The sequence below is a fragment of the Tepidanaerobacter syntrophicus genome (genome assembly GCF_001485475.2).
GTDB classification, from domain to species: Bacteria; Bacillota; Thermosediminibacteria; order Thermosediminibacterales; family Tepidanaerobacteraceae; genus Tepidanaerobacter; species Tepidanaerobacter syntrophicus.
This window is the reverse complement of the sequence record NZ_DF977001.1, coordinates 118,752-137,535: the sequence shown is the minus strand read 5'-3', so window position 1 is coordinate 137,535 and position 18,784 is coordinate 118,752. Positions and strand designations below refer to the sequence as shown.

Sequence of the window (18,784 nt, the reverse complement as noted above, 5' to 3'; positions counted from 1 at the left end):
GAAATTTTAAAGTCAAGCGGTCTACACGAGGTGACATACTACGAACTTGATAACAAGACTTAAGTTATCATTTCCGGCGCTTACCCACCGGAACTTTCGACTTTTTTGGCTCGGCCAGTGCATATCATTGATAGGCACATGGATGCAAAATATTGGGCAGGCATGGCTTATCCTCAAGCTTACAAACTCTCCCTTCCTTTTAGGTTTTATAACAACATTACAAACCTTACCTGTGTTATTCCTGGCGCTTTTTGCAGGTGTATACGTTGATAGATTCCCCAAAAGAAAACTAGTTATATTTACTCAAATAGGACTAATGATTGTTGCATTTACTCTTTCGATTCTTACATTTTCCGGCAAAGCGCAGTATTGGCACATAGCCATCACGGCTTTAATTCTAGGAGCACTAAACAGCATAGACAATCCCGCAAGGCAGGCTCTAATGATAGATCTTGTAGGAAAGGATGATTTATTAAATGCAATAGCTCTAAATTCATCTGTATTCAACCTGGCTCGTATAATTGGCCCTGCAGTCGCTGGCATACTTATAGGGTATTTAGGCATAGGATTATGCTTTTTGTTAAACGGAATATCATATATCGCTGTTATAACAGGTTTGCTGTTAATGGATGTAAAAGAAAAAAGGCAAAACAGCAGAACTAATGCAACTGTTATTCACGACATGACAGAAGGAGTCAAATATGTATTTAAGACACCAAATATCTATGTTCCAATGCTCCTTATGCTCCTTATAAACGTATTTACGATGAATTTTAATGTGCTTGTTCCTGTCTTTACCAAGATAGACTTGGGAATGGAAGCATCTCAGTATGGAACCCTTATGGCAGCTATGGGAATTGGCGCTTTGACAGGCGCTTTGACACTTGCTGCAACAGCAGGCTCAGAACCTAAAATGGGAATACTATTCCTTGGAGCAGCCGGCCTTTCACTATTTCAAGGAATTCTAGGCATGATGCATAATTATTATCTTTCAATGGTTTTTCTGGCACTTACAGGATTTTTCATGATAACATTTACTGCATCTTGCAACTCAATTATTCAAATAAATTCAGAGGATTATATAAGAGGACGTGTTATGAGCTTTTACACATTAGTGTTTTCGGGCATGACAACCGTTGGTTCTATGTATGCAGGCACATTATCCGAACATTATGGTGCCGGTATGACATTTTTGATATCAGGGATAATCGGGCTTGCTTCAGCTATAATCATATATTTTTGGAGCAAAAAGAAAAATATAAAGGTTGAAGAACTATAGCAAACTTCTCTTTAAGAATTTGTCAAGACCCTTACAAAAACCGTATTTAAGATAAAAAATCGTTTCAGGCCCGAGTAGCAGTCAGCATTTTGCAGAATGAGGATATCTAAAAAAAGACTTGAACTATACAAAAATCCCTGCTATACTAAACATAGTTCAGCAGTCAACTAAATAAAAAATATTAGCGATATTTAACCAGCGTGTTACTGTTTTGCAGGCATGAGCTGGGAAAGGATATGTAAAAAAGCATATTCTTTTCCGGCTCTTTTTGTTTATAACAAAAAAATATTAAAAACAATGAAAGGAAGTGTTTTAATGTCCAACAACAATAAAGAACTTGCAAAAGAGATTTTAGAAAACATTGGCGGCTCTTCTAACATTCACAATATCTCTTACTGCATGACAAGACTAAGATTTGTTGCAAAAAACGATTCTAAGGTAAACGTGGAACAGCTCAAAAAATTACCGGGTGTCCTCCAAGTCATTAAGTTGGGTGACCAATATCAAATAGTCTTAGGGGGAATCGTAGACGAAGTTTATCGAGAAATTCTTTCAATGCAAAAAGAAAGTATAGACGGCAAAGATGAAGGATATTCAGCTATTGCCGAAGATTCCTCTAAAAAAACCGAAGAAAAAGGAACTGTAAAAAAGTATCTTGATTTATTTTTAACAACTCTGTCAGAAATTGTAACACCTGTTATTCCTGCACTAGTTGCTTCAGGATTCATAAAAACATTTTGCGTTCTTTTAAGTGTTGTTTTTAAAGTACCTACCGACAATTCAACATATCAAATTCTAAATATTATTGCGGACACGCTATATGACTTCTTCCCTATAATTATCGGTTGGTCAGCAGCTAAAAAATTCCAGACAAATATTGCAGTATCGCTGATGATTTTGTGTGTTTTGATCAATCCTAAATTTAGTAACTTATTTGCAACGATGGAGCAAGTGACATTCCTAGGGATTAAAGTAACAAATGTTTATTATCCTTGTTCTGTTATACCGGCAATATTAGCTATTTATTTTCTTTCAAAATTTGAACAAATATTAAAGAAATATCTTCCCAAAGCTTCACACAGTATAGCAATACCTTTTTTAAGTGCATTAATAATAGTTCCTCTTACAATTTTATTCTTAGGTCCCATTGGCGTATGGGGTGGCAATGCTCTTTCTTCACTTTTTACAAGTTTATATGCATTCAGTCCGATTCTAGCCGGGGCATTAATTGGAGGAGTATGGCAAATTCTCATTATTTTTGGCATGCATATAGTTTTGCTGTCGATGATTACTGTTCCCAATATTGCTAGATTTGGCAGAGATACGGTAATAATGACACATGCGCCGAGCTTAATCTGCCAAATTGCCGCAGGACTAGCTGTTTCACTAAAAGCAAAGAATCCTGAAATAAAGAGAAATGCTTTTGCCTTAAGCTTAACTAGTTTTTTTGCTGGAAGCGTAATTGAACCGGTAATGTATGGGGTTAACCTTAAGTATAAAAAACCTTTTCTGTTTGTTTGCATAGGTGGTGCTATAGGAGGTGCTATAACAGGTGCAAGCCACGCAGGTACAACTGCGCCAGTTGCATTTAGTTTATATACAATCCCAGCATACTTAGGACCTGGTTTTAGCGGTTTATTAACTGGGGTCTTAGTAGGAGCGTTGGTAACTTTTGTTTTGACATATATTTTTGGAATTGATGAATCAATTGAGTAAGAATTATAAGAATTATAGGAAGGTGAAAAATATGGAAGTAAAAGATATCGAGTTTAAATCTGCAGACCACGTAATTGAAGAAATAAGAAATATGAATGTAAAAGGTGGCAGTCCCTTTGGCCGTGCTGCGGCATGGGCATTTAAATTGGTTTCTGAGCAGGAAACCTTTTCTTCAAAAGATAGTTTGATAAATCGATATGAAGATGTAGCAAAACAGATAATTGATTTGAAACCAACAATGGCAACTATATATAATACATGGTATATAGTAAAAAACACATTGAAAAAAATAGAAAATGTTAAAGATGTAGAAAGAGTCAAAAAAGAAGTTAGCCATGTTTGCTCAAATATTATAGATTATTCCTTTGAAGCAGTGAGCCGAGTAGGAGAATATGGATCAAATTTAGTTCAAGAAAATGATATTATTATGATGCATAGTTACAGTAGTACATTAATGGAAATTTTTATTAAAGCTGCGGAAAAAGGTAAAAACTTTACTGTAATTTGTACTGAATCAAGGCCGCTTCGAGAATCAAGAGTAGCTATAAAGATTTTACAAAAATTAAATATAAGGGCAATTTATATTACAGACGCTTCTATATATGAATTTTTACCAAAAGCTGATTATGTAATCATGGGAGCTGATTCTATTTGCTATGATGGCTCAGTGGCTAATAAAATGGGTACTGCTATGATTAGTAAATTGGCTTGTTTGTGTAAAAAACCTGTTTATATAGCGAGCGAACTTTACAAGCTAGATCTTAGAACACTTTATGGCTACAAGATTAAATTGGAAAGAAGATCGGAAACTGAAATTGTGTCAAAAGGAGATTTTGATAGCTTAGATGGAATTGAAATCATTAATCAATTTTTTGATCTAACGCCTGCAACAGATCTTAAATCGATTATATGTGAATATGGCATAGTATCTCCTGCTCAAATAGCTGGTTTTTGGAGTAAACTCGAAGGAAAGGTGATGGAATAACAAAATGAAGACTAATTACAACAATTTTGTAGAGTTTAATCAAGAAATAAAAGATGCAATCAATAATCATCTACCAGTTGTTGCACTTGAATCGACTATAATTTCTCATGGAATGCCATATCCTCAAAATATAGAAATGGCTCATAAGGTTGAAGAAATTGTTCGAGAAAATGGTGCAATTCCTGCAACGATAGCAATTATGGATGGTAAGATTAAAATAGGGATAAATGAAGAAGATCTAAAGATTCTAGCAACAAATTCTGATATTGCAAAAGTATCGCGAAGGGATATTGCAGCGGTGATTGCTTCAAAAGGTGTAGGGGCAACAACAGTAGCTGCTACGATGCTGTGTGCCAATATGGCTGGAATAAAATTTTTTGTAACTGGCGGTATAGGTGGCGTTCATAGGGAATACGAAAAAACACTAGATGTGTCTGCAGATTTAGAAGAACTGGCTCAAACACCTGTTACTGTTATTTGTGCCGGTGCTAAATCCATTCTAGATTTGCCACGCACATTAGAATATTTAGAAACAAAGGGAGTTCCTGTGATAGGCTTTAAAACAGATGAACTGCCAGCTTTTTTCACTCGCAATAGCGGTCTTAAGTTAAATTTGCGATTAGATAGTGTAGAGGAAATTGCAAAATTAGTATATGTCCAAGATACGCTAAAACTAAAGGGCGGTATATTAGTAGCTAATCCTATACCCGAAGAAAGCTCATTAGATAAAGAGTATATAGATTCTATTATAGACGAAGCAATAGAAGAAAGTGAGAAATTAGGAGTAAAAGGAAAGGATTTAACACCCTTTCTGCTAAAACGCATAGTTGAGAAGACTGAAGGCAAAAGCCTTGAAGCTAACTTACAATTAGTCTACAATAATGCTAAAATAGGTTCAAGAATAGCCGCAGCCTATTCAAAGCTACCTGCTAATTGCCTATAATAGTTAAGATAAAAACTCGAAGGAGGCTTATCTCAATTGGAGTTGTTCGAAAAAATACTTGGCTGTATAGTTGGTTGCGCTGTTGGAGATGCATTTGGTACTGCTAGCGAACAAATGACTATGGAACAAATTATGAAAAAATTTGGTGGCTTGATAGATCATTTTTATCCGCCAGATGTTGACAGACCATTTTCATGTGGCAGAAGAGCTGGTCAAATTACTGATGATACAGGTCAAACAGTTGGAATAATAAATGCTTATCTTGAAGACGAAAACGGGGATATAATAGCTGAAGCAGTTGCTCGAGCGCTTTTAAAATGGGCAGATAATGAAGATGATTTTAAAAGGTTTGCAGGACCAACGACAAGGAAGGCTATTGAAGAATTTCGGAAGGGCACAGATCCTATAGAAGTAGGAAGAAATTTAGCGCAGGAGGTAGGAATAGGAACTTCAAATGGATGCGCGATGAAAATAGCACCAGCAGGTTTATTTAACCCAGGTAATCTAGATGCAGCAATTAGAGATGCCTGTATGATTTGTCAACCAACTCATGCTACAACTCTTGCTATGTCTGGGGCATGTTCTGTAGCCGCTGCTATTTCCAATGCTTTAACGCCAACTGCCAATCCTATTTCAGTTTATAAATCTGCTTTATACGGCGCAGAACAAGGCTTAATAATCGGTAAAAGAATTGCAAAAGTTGTACCGGGCAGCAGTATTGCCTCTCGTATAAAACTAAGTGCCATGCTAGCTTTAAAATGTGATACCTTAGAAGAAATATGTATGATGATAAGCCAAAATATAGGTTGTGGCATGCCGGTTGTTGAAGCGGTTCCTGCAGCTATTGGTGTTTTTGTAGGTGTTAATGGAGATCCAATAAAATCCGCTAGTGTTTGCGCAACAATGGGGAATGATACAGATACTGTAGCTGCTATTTCGTGCTCAATATCCGGAGCGCTAAGTGGAATTGATTCAATACCGGATAATATTTATATAGAGTTAAGGAAAGCTAATCCAGATATAAATTTTGAGTATTTAGCAAATCAAATATTTGAGAGAATTAAAAAGTGAAATAGATTCTCGAGCAATGGAGGATTTTATAGTGCATAGATTTCGCATTATAAAAGTTTTTAACAATAATGTAATAATGGCAAAGGATAGATTAAACCAAAAAGAAGTCGTCCTTGTTGGGAAAGGACTTGGTTTTGATGCGAAACCGGGTGGCATGATAGATAATGAAAAAATTGAGAAGGTGTTTAGCTTTGTCGACAAGAATAAGCTTGAACAACTAAATAATTTCAACGAGGACATAATAGGCGTTACGGAAGAAATTATATCTATGGTATCAAAGGAGCTGCAGGAGCCTCTAAATGAACATATTCATGTAGCTTTGGCTGATCATATTGGATTCACTTTAGAAAGGCTAAAGACTGGTCTTGAGATTACAAATCCATTTATAGAGGAAATTAAAGCTTTGTATTCTCGAGAATATGAGCTGGCATGTCAGGCAGCCGAAATGATTGAAGAAAAGTTTGAAACAAATATTCCTGATGGCGAAAAAGGTTTTATTGCTATGCACATACATTCTTCAAGAATAAATAGGGATTTAGCAAAGACTGTTGAGAATACAACTATGATAAACAAAATGGTTGAAATTGCAGAAGGAGAACTGAACGCTAAACTCAACAGGCAAGATGCCAATTATGCAAGACTGTTAGTTCATTTAAGATTTGCCTTAGATCGGATAAACAGTAATACAACTATAAAAAATCCCTTGCTTAAAAAAATAAAAAGTGAATTTGCCGACAGCTATAGTATTGCAAATAAACTTGCTGAATATATAAGAGAAAGACTGGGAAAATCACCGACGGAAGACGAGATAGGGTATTTAGCTTTGCACATTCAAAGAATAAAAGATTCATTAAATGAATTAGATAAAAACTAAGATTTTGGTAGTGTATAAGGAGGATTCAGGTGTTTGGACTTGTTTTCGCAAATAGAAACCGCAAAACAAATAAATCTGTTACTGTAATGGCTCCTGTAAGCGGAAAAATTATAGATCTTGCCGAAGTAAAAGATGAAGTTTTTGCAAATAAGATGGTAGGCGACGGGATTGCCATCGAACCTTCAGAAGGAGTAGTGGTAGCACCTTTTGACGGAAAAATAAAGCAGCTATTTCCCACAGGCCATGCTATTGTTTTTGAGTCGAAGGAAGGCCTTGCAGTTTTAGTCCATATAGGCCTTGATACAGTGAACTTAAATGGAAAAGGCTTTAAGATTTTAGTAAAAGAAGGCCAAAAAGTAAGAGCTGGTGATGCGATTGTAGAATTTGACATAGATTTCATTAAAAATAGCGGTTACCTTTTACAAACGCCGATAATTTTGCCGGAGAAAGATAAAATAGCTTCGATGGAAATTACAGAGAATAGAAATATTAGCACAGGCGACCCTTTAATGGAAGTAGATCTTTTACCAAATTAATTAAAAGCCGGCTGCCTTAAAGCCTCCCTAACTGGAATAAAACTTGCATTTACGATAGAATGTATATAGCGACATATTATGTTAATTGGTGGTGGATACGGTGGGGGCTTTCAGGCTGCGGATTGAGTTCGAAGATAGAACCGGCATGGTTTATGATACCAGCAGGATTATAGCAAAGTATAATATTAGTATTTTGGCATTGGAAGTTTTACCAAATCTAATGTACTTTGAGCTGGAATGTGAAAATGAAGAAATAAAAAAGAAGATAATGCTTGATCTTGCGCCAATTCCCAACATAAAAAAGGTTGAAGAAGTAAGATGTACTGTGCCTGATGCGCCAAAAGACGATCCCTTCAGTTCTATTTTAGGAGAAAGCAGCGCGCTAAAGAAAGCGATTTTCAGGGCAAGACTTGCGGCTGAGGGAAGCAGCACTATTTTGATTCTAGGTGAGAGCGGAACAGGTAAGGAACTTTTTGCAAAAGCTATTCATCTTGCAAGTCCGAGAAATAAATTCTCATTTTATCCTGTAAATTGCGCAGCGCTACCTGATACACTATTGGAAAGCGAGCTGTTCGGCTATGAAGAGGGCGCCTTTAGCGGAGCCAAAAAAGGCGGCAAGGCGGGCTTGCTTGAAATAGCAGATAAAGGAACTGTATTTCTGGATGAAGTAGGCGATCTTTCTTTAAGCACTCAGGCGAAATTGCTCAGAGTCATACAAGAAATGAAAATCAGGAGAATAGGCGGTTATAAAGAAAAGCCAATTAATGTAAGAATAATTGCAGCAACTAATCGAAACTTAGAAAAGATGGTTCAAAAAGGTGAGTTTCGAGAAGATCTTTATTATCGCTTAAATGTTGTTCCCATTACAATACCATCTCTTAGAGAACGTAGAGCGGATATTCCCCTTCTTGCCGAATATTTTCTTTCAAGATATGTCAATTCTCTCGGGAAACCGCCTAAAACCCTTACAGCAAAAGCGATGGCATTTCTTGTAAATTATGATTGGCCCGGCAATGTAAGAGAGCTGCAAAACTTGATAGAAAGAGCCGTAAATCTTACGCCTGGAAGAATAATCGACATAGACAACCTCCACTTTGAAGGACATAATGAGCTTGAATTACCGGAAATGGAGGATGTGCCCCTTAAAACAATCGTCGAACAGCTTGAGAGCAAAGTAATAAGTGAAGCCTTATCTAAACATGGCTCTATTAGAAAAGCGTCTAAAGCTTTAGGGATATCACACCCTGCCTTGATTAAAAAGATGAAGAAATATAATATTGAATAATGCTGATTTTGCGACATATGGTAACTTAAGTTACCATATTTTTTTACAAATAACTAAATAACTTCTGAAATTTGGGATTAAATCGTTCCTTTTGAATTAACTTTGCTAATTCCTGTATAATCAGGTAACAAAAACTACCGCTCGAAACTAATATATGGTAACTTAAGTTACCATATGTTTTTATATAAACGATTTTAAAAAAACGGTTTTTATAATAAACCTCAGAAAACTGCACTAGAACAGCAATTTAGAGCATCGTCAAGCGCATTATAATATTACGGAACTTTTAAAACTTTATGGCATGTTTCTTGCAAATTAAATATATAAGCAAAGCATTTTAAATATCAATAAGGGGGTCTCATAATGTCTAGCAGTCAATTTAAAGGATTATATTTTGGTATACCGAAAGAAATAATGAATGGAGAAAGGCGAGTAGCTGCTATTCCCGAAACGGTAAAAAAACTAACTGATGGTGGCGCTAAAGTTTTTGTCGAAAAGGGAGCGGGAGTCGGGTCGTATTTTGCTGATGCCGAATATGAGAAAGTTGGAGCAGTTATCATCGAGGATATACAACAACTATATACCGAATCAGATATAATACTAAAAGTTAAAGAGCCATTATTTAATGAAGAGTTGGGTGTGCATGAAGTGGATTTAATGCATGAAGGACAGGTTTTAATAACATTCTTGCACCCAGCAGCTCCTTCCAATCATGAAATGGTAAAAAAACTTATGGAGAAAAGAGTCATTAGTTTAACGCTTGACGGCATTCCCCGAATCTCTAGAGCACAGTCTATGGATGCCCTGACATCGATGAGCACAGTGGCAGGTTATAAAAGTGTTTTGATGGCAGCTGACCGCCTGCCTAAGTTTATTCCTATGATAGGTACGGCTGTTGGAATGATACAACCTTCAACGGTCATGGTAATTGGAACAGGTGTAGCCGGATTGCAGGCGATAGCAACGGCTAAACGGCTTGGAGCAGTAGTCTATGCTGCCGATATCAGACCAGAGGCGGCGGAACATGCAAAAAGCCTAGGTGCAAAAATTGTAGAAACAGGTGTTCCGGCTGACGTTGCTATAGGTGAAGGCGGATATGCTCAGTCCTTGCCAAAGGAATGGATTTTAAAAGAGCAAGAATCTATAAAGGATTATGTCATAAAATCTGATATCTTAATATTAACAGCATTAGTCCCTGGAAGATTAGCTCCGGTCTTAGTTACAGAAGAAATGGTAAAACAGATGAAACCAGGATCTGCTATTGTGGATGTTGCCATTGATCAGGGAGGAAATTGTGAGCTGACTAAAGGAGGAGAACTTATAGTTCAATATAGTGTAAGCATAGATGGAACAAAAAATATCCCGGGAATGGTGCCTATAAGTTCAACATGGATGTTCGCTCATAATATATATAATTTTATTGCATCGTTTGTCAAAGACGGCAAAATAATAATAGATACAGATGATGAAATTATAGCTTCGAGTTTAGTGACTAAGGACGGGAATTTGTATCATGTCGGGGCACGTGAAGTTCTTGCAATATAGAAAGGGTGAGGCAAATTGAAGGAACTATTTCTTATAACTGTCTTTGTGGTTGCCGGCATCCTGGGATATAAAGTTATCAAAGAAGTCCCTTCCCTGCTTCATACTCCCCTGATGTCAGGTACAAATGCAATATCAGGTGTAACGATACTTGGATCGTTGGTTTCGACAGCGTTTGCTGTATCGCTATCAAGTAAATTGCTTGGATTTATTGCCATAGTACTTGCAGCGATCAACCTTATAGGAGGGTTTCTTGTTACCGACAGAATGCTAAAAATGTTTAAAAGTTAAAGAGAGGTGTGCCCATGATAGGAACTTACGAAGTTATTTCTGTTGTTTTATCAGCTCTGGTTCTTCTGGGAATTAAATTGATGAGCTCACCCAAAACTGCAGTTCTAGGCAACAGGATAGGGGCAATAGCTATGTTTGTCGCTATTATAGTTGTGCTTATATATAATGGCATCATAGACATGCCTCTTTTATGGATTGCGATTCTCCTTGGAGGGGTTATCGGCTACGCAATTGCTAAAAGGGTTAAGATGATTGAGATGCCTCAAATGGTAGCCCTATTAAACGGTCTTGGAGGGGGAGCTTCTGCCCTAGTTGCACTTGTAGAAATTTATGAAAAGTACCCCTATATGACAACTTTTTCCAGAATCACAAGCCAGTTGGCGTTAGCAGTAGGAGCAATAACGTTAAGTGGAAGCCTGGTGGCAGCAGCAAAACTTGCGCGAAAAATATCCCAAAAACCTATAATTCTTAAAAAGCACAATCAAATCTCAAATAGTATCTTATTAGCTGTTGCTGTATTTATAATCCTTGCTTTATTTTCGAATGCAGCAAATTCCGGAACTTTTTCTATTGTTACTGCTTTACTTTCATTAACCTACGGTGTATTCTTTGCTATTAGGGTCGGCGGCGCTGACATGCCGATTACAATATCGCTTTTAAATTCTCTGTCAGGACTTGCAGGAGCTATTTGCGGCTTTACGATAGGGGATCCGCTTTTAGTAGCAGTCGGAGCCATTGTAGGTGCTTCCGGCTTGATACTTACACAGATTATGTGTAGCGCCATGAATAGATCACTGGTCGATATTTTAAAGGGATCACAATTAAATAACTCAGCACAAGCAAAGAAATCTGAAGGGAAAATAACAGCTGTAAAAAGAAATGAAGAATCGCCTGAACATAAAAAAACTCCTGCACAACTTTTAAAAGAAGCAAAAAAGGTCATAATTGTTCCAGGCTATGGAATGGCTATAGCACAAGCACAAAGCTATGTAAAAGAATTATATGACTTATTGGAGTCCCAAGGCAAGGAAGTAAAGTTTGCTATACATCCGGTGGCAGGCCGTATGCCCGGCCATATGAATGTGCTTTTGGCAGAAGTGGATGTGCCTTACGAAAAATTATGCGAGATGGATGCCATAAACCCGGAATTTGCCGAAACAGATGTAGTGCTTGTAGTCGGAGCGTGTGATGTAATAAATCCTGCAGCCAACACCGCTGAGGGCACCCCTATATATGGAATGCCGGTGCTGGAAGTAGATAAGGCAAAAAGTGTTATTGTATGTAATTTAGATACAAAGCCGGGCTATTCGGGAGTTGACAATTCCCTATATGAATTACCTCATGTGCATTTACTGCTTGGCGATGCTTCGGAAACACTTAAAAAACTAATCAAGAGCATAGAGCAAGAAGAAGTTACATTAAGTTCGAAAAACAATATTTAAGGAATGTCTATAAAAGAGCTGTTGCACTGCAAGGAAAATAATCTTGCAAAGCGACAGCTCTTTTTGTATCTTACTATAGTCATACAGAAAACTAGACGAAGAATCCCTCCAAAGATCTGTTGCTGCGTTCAGGATGACAAATAGCTTTTAAGATATAAAGCAGAGAAACTATTTTGAAACTATTTTCGGGATGACAGGCGGTTTCTGGGATAAAAAGTTTCTATCCTTTAACGGCCACCCGGATATTAAAAAAATAGAAATACAGGAGCAAGAATAAAAGTCAGGGACAAACCTTGACTTTATTTTTTTTATAAGTTACTATGTATCTAATGTATTAATACTCATAGTACACTATATACATAATGCCGTTGGAGGTGAAAAATTGATTTATATTGATGTAACCAGCAGCACGCCTATTTATGCGCAAATTGTAAACAATATAAAAGAAGGTATATTGAAGGGCTTATTTGAACCGGGGGAAAAGCTGCCATCTATTAGAGATATGGCTAAAATGATGACTTTAAACCCAAACACTGTTCAAAAGGCATATAAAGAATTAGAGAGAGAAGGGGTAATAGTTACAATTCAAGGGAAAGGGACATTTATCTCAAAAGAATATAAACCAAAAAAAGACAGTAGCAAAATGGAAGAACTAAAAAAAACGTTTAGAAAGGGCATCATTGAAGCCTTGTATATGGGGTTTAGCAAAGAAGAGCTTATGGCTTTCATTCAAGGATTAGCTGAGGAAATGGAGGAGAGAGCATAAAAATGATTGAAGTTAAAAATTTAGATAAATCTTTAGGAGGAACAAAGATCCTAGATGACATAAACCTTAGGATAAAAAGCGGTTCGATATATGGTTTGATAGGACCTAATGGGGCAGGCAAAACAACCTTGATAAAAAACTTAGTAGATATATATAAACCGGAAAAAGGTGAAGTTCTAATCTCGGGCGAGAACATCAAAGATAATACTAATATAAAGTCCAGAATAGGCTATGTATCGGATTATCAGTATTTCTATCCCTCCTTTAAAATCGGTGAGATAGTCGAGTTTTATAAGGATACTTACCCGTTTTGGAATGATAAAAGATATATTCAATTAATGAAACTTTTCAAACTCGACGGCAATAAAAAAATCAAATATTTATCAAAAGGCATGAAAACGCAGCTTGCCATACTTTTGAGCTTATCTATAATGCCCAATATACTTATATTGGACGAACCCACATCGGGCTTAGATCCTGTTGTTAAACAAAAGGTTTTAAACTTAATTGTCGACGAAGTAAGCGCAAATGAAACTACTGTTTTGATTTCAAGCCATAATTTGGGGCAATTGGAGCAAATTTGCGACCATATTGGCATTATCCATGAAGGTAAGATGTTGTTGGAAGATAGTGTTGAAAACCTTAAAAGTAATGTGAGAAAGATTCAAGTTGCGTTTAAAGGTGAGTTTCCGGAAGAGATAAAGAGCAATGAACATATACTAAAAATAGAAACCATCGGCAAAATACATCAAATAGTAGTGAAGGATAATCTTGATGCGGTAATAGATGCGATCAAAAAATGCAATCCTATTTTATTAGAAACGATAGATATGTCTCTTGAAGAGATTTTTATATACAAGATGGGAGTTGAAGGCTATGACTTTACAGACATTGCCCTTTAATAAGGCTTTGCTGAAAAAGGACTGGAAAATGACTAAATGGCTGTGCTTTGCGGTAGCAGGCATATTATTTTTTACAATGACTTTAGGTGTGATAAATACATACAACAATTATCAAAGAACAATTCAAGAAATGGAAAAACACCCGGAATGGTATGCGGGCTTTGATATAGATGGATACAAAGCCGAGTTAAAGAATCTTTTGCAAGATAAATTTAAACAACTATCAGGTATGGAAGCAATGTTAGTAGTTTTTACACCCATGGCAGCTGCGGCGCTTCTATTTGGAGAGGAAAAGCGAAAAAAGACATTCGAAATACTTGCGACTATGCCATTTAGCCGTACAGAAATATTTTTTAATAAAGCCGTAATAGCTTTTGCAAATGTAATTTTGCCGTTTTTAATAAATGCAGCGATAATGGTAGCAGCTCTATGGCTTTCCAAGGGCTTAAGGGATTTTTACTCAGCAGGTATGGTAATGTCCTGGTTTGGAGCAGATGCCTTTAGATTATTTATTGTATTGAGTTTCTCACTGCTTTTTGCAAGTTTGACAGGTACTTCAATATCCCAGTTGGTTTTGACTATTATATTTTTCATATTCCCCATAGGTTTTACAGGATTGCTGTATATGAATATGGCGATGTGGGGATATCGCATAGCTGTAATTGACGAGTTTTTAAATATTTTTGGGTCATATACTATGCCGGGGATATTAAGCAACATTAAAGAGGTGCCTATTGTATTTCATATTATTTCAGCAATAATAATGCTTGTTGCAGCAAAACTATTGTTTGACCGCAATAAATTGGAGAGAAGCGGCGAAACTCTAGAATTTGAGACAATAGAAACATTTTTCAAGTTTGGGGTGGCAGTGTGCACCTCCATGCTCGTTGGAGTAATAGTTACCGGATGTGCAGGAAGTTTTATATATTTCACAAATAATGTTCCCAGGATATTTACAATAATTGGCTATATCATAGGAATTTTTTTAGGATGGTTTGTAGCAAGTTACAGCATAAAAACAAACCGAGCGAAGGTATAAGAATAACGTGGCAAGATACTTACGACACTTGTTGTATTTAGAGACAAAAACAATCCGTCATCCAAGATAAGGCAAATCAGAAGTTTAAAATCTATGATATAATGGCAAAAGAATTACATATAAATATATAAGTAAAATAGAAATAAAAAAATATATGTTAGAGCCAAAATTTCATGGAAAAATATAAGATTTTGTGGGATAATTGTTGAGTGAAAAAGGTAAAATCTTTTGGAGGGGATAGCATGGAACGTGCAAGGGAAACAGTTATAATCCTTGATTTTGGTGGTAAATATGCCCAGATGGTGGCACGGCGAGTAAGAGAAGCTCAGGTTTATTGTGAATTACTACCATATTCAACTTCGCTGGAAAAAATATTAGAAAAGCAGCCCAAAGCAATTATTTTAGCCGGGGGGCCGATGAGCGTCTATAGTGAGAATGCACCTTTTTGCGATGAAAATATCTTTAGAAGCGATATCCCGGTCTTGGCTATAGGCTACGGAATGCAGCTAATGCTAAAGACCTTTGGTGCAAAAATCGAAGCATCTGGCAGCTGGGAAAGTGGTGTATCAGAACTTATTATAGACATGCCAAAGGGTTTATTTCAAGGCATCGATGGGAAGATAACAGTTGTAATGGACAGTGGCGATTTACCCAGTTCACTTCCCGAAGAATTCGAAGTGCTTGCACATACTAAGAAAACTCAGTTTGCAGCAATTGGAAACGGGAAAAACCTTTACGGCATTCAATTTCACCCTGAAGAAAGTTTGACTCAATGTGGACGTGAAATTTTAAATAACTTCTTATTTGGGATTGCAAAATGCAGTGGAACATGGTCTACCAAGGCTTTTATTGAAGAACAAGTAAATCTTATAAAAGAGAAGGTAGGAGATAAAAAAGCAATTTGCGCTCTTAGCGGCGGCATTGATTCATCAGTATCGGCAGTTTTAGTTCATAAAGCAATAGGTGACAATTTGACGTGCATTTTTGTAGATCACGGCCTTATGCGCAAAAACGAGCCGGAGCAAGTTATAAAGACATTCAGGGATAAGTTTCATATGAATCTTATAGCAATTAACGCATCTAAGCGCTTTCTTGATAAGCTTAAAGGTGTTACAGATCCCGAAATGAAACGAAAAATAGTTGGAGAAGAATTTATCAGGGTGTTTGAAGAAGAAGCATCGAAACTCGGAAAAATTGACTTTTTAGTTCAAGGAACAATATATCCTGACATAATTGAAAGCGTAAACCCAATAGCAGGAGCAGTTAAAAGCCATCACAATGTTGGCGGACTTCCAGAAAATGTAAACTTTGAATTAATAGAACCTCTAAAAGAACTTTTTAAAGATGAAGTACGAAAAATAGGGCTTGAATTGGGAATTCCCGAAGAGATAGTATATCGCCATCCATTCCCCGGGCCGGGGCTCGGAGTAAGAGTGTTGGGAGAAGTAACCGAAGAAAAACTCAATATAGTAAGAGAAGCCGATTTTATTGTAACTGATGAAATAAAAAAAGCGGGACTTTATAGAGAACTGTGGCAGGCCTTTGCAATCCTCCCGAACATTCAAAGCGTAGGTGTAACTGCAGACAAACGCACATATAAACATACTATTGCCGTAAGAGCAATAATAAGCGAAGATGCAATGACTGCCGAATGGGCAAAACTTCCCCATGATTTACTTGACAGAATTTCAAAAAGAATCACAAGTGAAGTAGAGGATGCAAACCGCGTAGTTTATGACATAACATCAAAGCCTCCGGCAACTATCGAGTGGGAATAGACGTCAAAATGCCTCTGAACCCAGTAAAATAAAGGGTTTCAGAGGCTTAATTTTTGCCCGTGGTAGCAATTTGGAAGCATTATTCTGAAATACCCGGATTTTCGCCTGTTTTTTGGAAAATTTTAGGGGTAAATAGTTCGTTCAGTTTACTGGAAACTTCCCCGTGCTTATTGGGGTATAAATGGGCGTATATTTCCAGAGTGGTCTCCACATTCTCATGGCCAAGACGCTCTGATATAAGCAGCGGGGAAAAACCCAGTTCAATCAATAACGATGCGTGGGAATGGCGGATGTCATGAACACGTATCTTTTTTACCCCTGATTTCTTACACCCGCGGTCCATTTCGCTTTGAAGGTAGTGCTTTGTATATTCAAAAAGGCGGTCCGAAGGCTCATAGTCCACCAGGCGGCCGGCGTAATCCTTCAGAATATCCAGGAGAAAATCCGGTACAGTAATTACCCGGCGGCTCTTTGGAGTTTTTGGAAGAGAGATCACATCCTCTCCTCCAATCCTGGCGTAGCTCTTTGTTATACTTATCGTTTTAGCTTCGAAATTTATATCATTCAGAGTAAGGGCCAGGAGCTCTCCGGAGCGCATACCGGTCCAGAATAAGGTATTAAAAATAGCATATGACGCAGGCTTATCTGAAACAGCTTCAATAAAAAGCTCAAATTCATCTTTTGTCCAGAACTGCATAGTCTCGGCGTTCTTTTTACCGATGGATCCCGCGACAGCTGCAGGATTTGTATTCAGGCCATAATAGCGCTTGGCAAAATTGAAAATGGCCGACAGCTGGTTATTTATCGTTTTAAGGTATGTTGGAGAATACTCAGCATCATCATCCAGGAGCTCATTCTGCCATTTACGCACCGTAGCGGCTGTTATAGCATTGACAGGTAAATCTTTAAAAGTTGGAAGTATTTTTGACTCAATGAGGTATTTCTTACTTTCGTATGTCGTGGAGCGGAGCCGCGATTTACAATCTTCCATGTATAGCTCCACCATAGAGCCGAAGCTCATATCACAGCTGCCGCTTTGCTTTTTTAGAAAGTCTCGCTCGTACTGGACAGCTTCAGATCTCTTCTGAAAGCCTCTCTTCTTGTGCTGACGCACAACGCCGGCCCAGTCTTTGTAGCGGAACCAGACATACCACGTTTTTCTCTCTTCATCTTTGTAAACCGGCAACCAACCGCCTCCCTTCATATAAACTCTTGATAAAAAGTCGGTACTTATTTTTTATTCTTTTCCCCTATCATCTTGGCTGGCACTAATCGCTTTCTCCTGAAGGCCAGAGATCTGAACAAGGATAGACATAGAAAGCTCGGTAGATACTTTGGTATCCTGGAGCGCAGAGATTAACTCTGATAAGGGTTTACCTGATCGGAGAAATTGTGCTGCAACCATGTAAGCATCTATTGTCCCCATTACTGCAGTGAAAAGACTATCCCGTAATCCAGATTCCTGAGGGAGCAATAGCGACGTTCGAATAAAAGCACTCCATAATTCAGAATGCCGAGCTGCCAGAGCTGGGACATCATCTAAAATTTTTGGAAGCGTATGAGAAGTTCCAGGCTTTTTGGGAGCATTTATTTTAACATATGGATCAGGTTCATCTTTCAGACCCAACAAGAAATCTGTAGACACATTAAAATAATCCGCAATGACATACAGAACATCTATCGGAGCCGTTCGGCTCTGTTTTTCATAATAGCTGATACTGCCGCGAGACAAGCCAAGATCGGCGCCCAATTCATCCTGTGAAAGCTTGCGTCCTTTGCGTAATCCCTTAAGGCGTTCAGAAAAACACTTACGCACATGCATCTCAGTTTTGTTGATTTTGCTTTCTCCCATTTTATACCTCCTCGTTTAACAATATAAGCAAGTAAACGGCGCATCAGAGCCGCAAATTCTAAAAATGAACAACATTGTTGAATTGCATTTAGCCTAATTGACAACAACAGCAACAAGAATTATTCTAAAGACATAATACAACATTACTGTTCAAAGGTCAATAACAACAACAACAATTATATGCAAAGGAGGATGTAGAATGAGTAAAGCCAACGCTGATATTAGGAGAGAAGCTAAGAGTGCAAACGTAGCTCATTGGCAGATTGCGAAGTGGCTGGGATGCTCTGAATCAACATTTTGCCGCAAACTGCGGGACGAACTATCTCCAGAGGAGAAAGCGATGGTCCGACAAGCAATTAAGGAACTCAGCAAAGCAAAACAGGGATGCAGTAACGATGGCCACATATGTGAAGCGTTCGGAGCATAATCCGCTTACCCGGAAGGAAGAAGCAGAGCAATAGAAGGTAAAGAGAGAGGAGGTGG

General features: G+C 37.6%; 18 protein-coding genes. 16 read left to right on the top strand and 2 right to left on the bottom strand.

Annotated features, from left to right (window positions below):
• The first annotated feature begins 46 nt into the window (after window positions 1-46).
• From TSYNT_RS05665 to guaA, 15 genes are all read left to right on the top strand, one after another.
• On the top strand, window positions 47-1,279 hold the full coding sequence (locus TSYNT_RS05665; RefSeq protein ID WP_059032532.1) for an MFS transporter: 1,233 nt from the start codon (window positions 47-49) through the stop codon (window positions 1,277-1,279).
• Between the two features lie 297 nt (window positions 1,280-1,576).
• The gene (locus tag TSYNT_RS05660) at window positions 1,577-2,995 is read left to right on the top strand and encodes a PTS transporter subunit EIIC (protein ID WP_238142647.1); all 1,419 of its coding nucleotides are present in this window, start codon (window positions 1,577-1,579) and stop codon (window positions 2,993-2,995) included.
• Between the two features lie 31 nt (window positions 2,996-3,026).
• Complete coding sequence (locus TSYNT_RS05655; RefSeq protein WP_059032531.1) at window positions 3,027-3,980, top strand: eIF2B alpha/beta/delta subunit family protein; 954 nt, start codon at window positions 3,027-3,029, stop codon at window positions 3,978-3,980.
• A 4-nt stretch (window positions 3,981-3,984) separates the two neighbouring features.
• Complete coding sequence (locus TSYNT_RS05650) at window positions 3,985-4,923, top strand: pseudouridine-5'-phosphate glycosidase (RefSeq protein WP_059032530.1); 939 nt, start codon at window positions 3,985-3,987, stop codon at window positions 4,921-4,923.
• A gap of 36 nt (window positions 4,924-4,959) precedes the next feature.
• On the top strand, window positions 4,960-5,994 hold the full coding sequence (locus TSYNT_RS05645; RefSeq protein ID WP_059032529.1) for an ADP-ribosylglycohydrolase family protein: 1,035 nt from the start codon (window positions 4,960-4,962) through the stop codon (window positions 5,992-5,994).
• 31 nt (window positions 5,995-6,025) lie between these two features.
• Window positions 6,026-6,868, top strand: coding sequence for a PRD domain-containing protein (locus TSYNT_RS05640; protein ID WP_059032528.1), 843 nt, complete (start codon window positions 6,026-6,028; stop codon window positions 6,866-6,868).
• A 29-nt stretch (window positions 6,869-6,897) separates the two neighbouring features.
• Window positions 6,898-7,404, top strand: a complete 507-nt coding sequence (locus TSYNT_RS05635) for a PTS sugar transporter subunit IIA (protein WP_059032527.1) — start codon at window positions 6,898-6,900, stop codon at window positions 7,402-7,404.
• A gap of 100 nt (window positions 7,405-7,504) precedes the next feature.
• Window positions 7,505-8,689, top strand: coding sequence for a sigma 54-interacting transcriptional regulator (locus TSYNT_RS05630; protein WP_238142646.1), 1,185 nt, complete (start codon window positions 7,505-7,507; stop codon window positions 8,687-8,689).
• Between the two features lie 363 nt (window positions 8,690-9,052).
• Window positions 9,053-10,234, top strand: coding sequence for an NAD(P) transhydrogenase subunit alpha (locus TSYNT_RS05625; RefSeq protein ID WP_059032526.1), 1,182 nt, complete (start codon window positions 9,053-9,055; stop codon window positions 10,232-10,234).
• Window positions 10,235-10,249: 15 nt separating this feature from the next.
• Window positions 10,250-10,522, top strand: a complete 273-nt coding sequence (locus TSYNT_RS05620) for an NAD(P) transhydrogenase subunit alpha part 2 (protein ID WP_059032525.1) — start codon at window positions 10,250-10,252, stop codon at window positions 10,520-10,522.
• A gap of 14 nt (window positions 10,523-10,536) precedes the next feature.
• Window positions 10,537-11,964: an NAD(P)(+) transhydrogenase (Re/Si-specific) subunit beta gene (locus TSYNT_RS05615; RefSeq protein ID WP_059032524.1), complete on the top strand. Its 1,428-nt coding sequence runs from the start codon at window positions 10,537-10,539 to the stop codon at window positions 11,962-11,964.
• 382 nt (window positions 11,965-12,346) lie between these two features.
• Window positions 12,347-12,730, top strand: coding sequence for a GntR family transcriptional regulator (locus tag TSYNT_RS05610; RefSeq protein WP_059032523.1), 384 nt, complete (start codon window positions 12,347-12,349; stop codon window positions 12,728-12,730).
• 2 nt (window positions 12,731-12,732) lie between these two features.
• Window positions 12,733-13,632, top strand: coding sequence for an ABC transporter ATP-binding protein (locus tag TSYNT_RS05605; RefSeq protein ID WP_059032522.1), 900 nt, complete (start codon window positions 12,733-12,735; stop codon window positions 13,630-13,632).
• Window positions 13,607-14,671, top strand: coding sequence for an ABC transporter permease (locus tag TSYNT_RS05600; protein WP_059032521.1), 1,065 nt, complete (start codon window positions 13,607-13,609; stop codon window positions 14,669-14,671). Before TSYNT_RS05605 ends, TSYNT_RS05600 begins: the two co-directional genes overlap by 26 nt.
• A 242-nt stretch (window positions 14,672-14,913) precedes the next feature.
• Complete coding sequence (gene guaA, locus TSYNT_RS05595; protein ID WP_059032520.1) at window positions 14,914-16,449, top strand: glutamine-hydrolyzing GMP synthase; 1,536 nt, start codon at window positions 14,914-14,916, stop codon at window positions 16,447-16,449.
• 79 nt (window positions 16,450-16,528) lie between these two features.
• On the opposite strand, the gene TSYNT_RS05590 is transcribed toward guaA, so the two are convergent.
• Both TSYNT_RS05590 and TSYNT_RS05585 read right to left on the bottom strand, forming a co-directional pair.
• Window positions 16,529-17,635 carry a site-specific integrase gene (locus tag TSYNT_RS05590; RefSeq protein ID WP_059032519.1) on the bottom strand — a complete coding sequence of 369 codons (1,107 nt, stop codon included), beginning with the start codon at window positions 17,633-17,635 and terminating at the stop codon, window positions 16,529-16,531.
• Between the two features lie 51 nt (window positions 17,636-17,686).
• Window positions 17,687-18,301 carry a helix-turn-helix domain-containing protein gene (locus TSYNT_RS05585; RefSeq protein WP_059032518.1) on the bottom strand — a complete coding sequence of 205 codons (615 nt, stop codon included), beginning with the start codon at window positions 18,299-18,301 and terminating at the stop codon, window positions 17,687-17,689.
• A 199-nt stretch (window positions 18,302-18,500) separates the two neighbouring features.
• Here TSYNT_RS05585 and TSYNT_RS05580 point away from each other — a divergent pair, with 199 nt between their 5' ends.
• Window positions 18,501-18,728 carry a hypothetical protein gene (locus TSYNT_RS05580; protein WP_059032517.1) on the top strand — a complete coding sequence of 76 codons (228 nt, stop codon included), beginning with the start codon at window positions 18,501-18,503 and terminating at the stop codon, window positions 18,726-18,728.
• The last annotated feature ends 56 nt before the right edge of the window (window positions 18,729-18,784 follow it).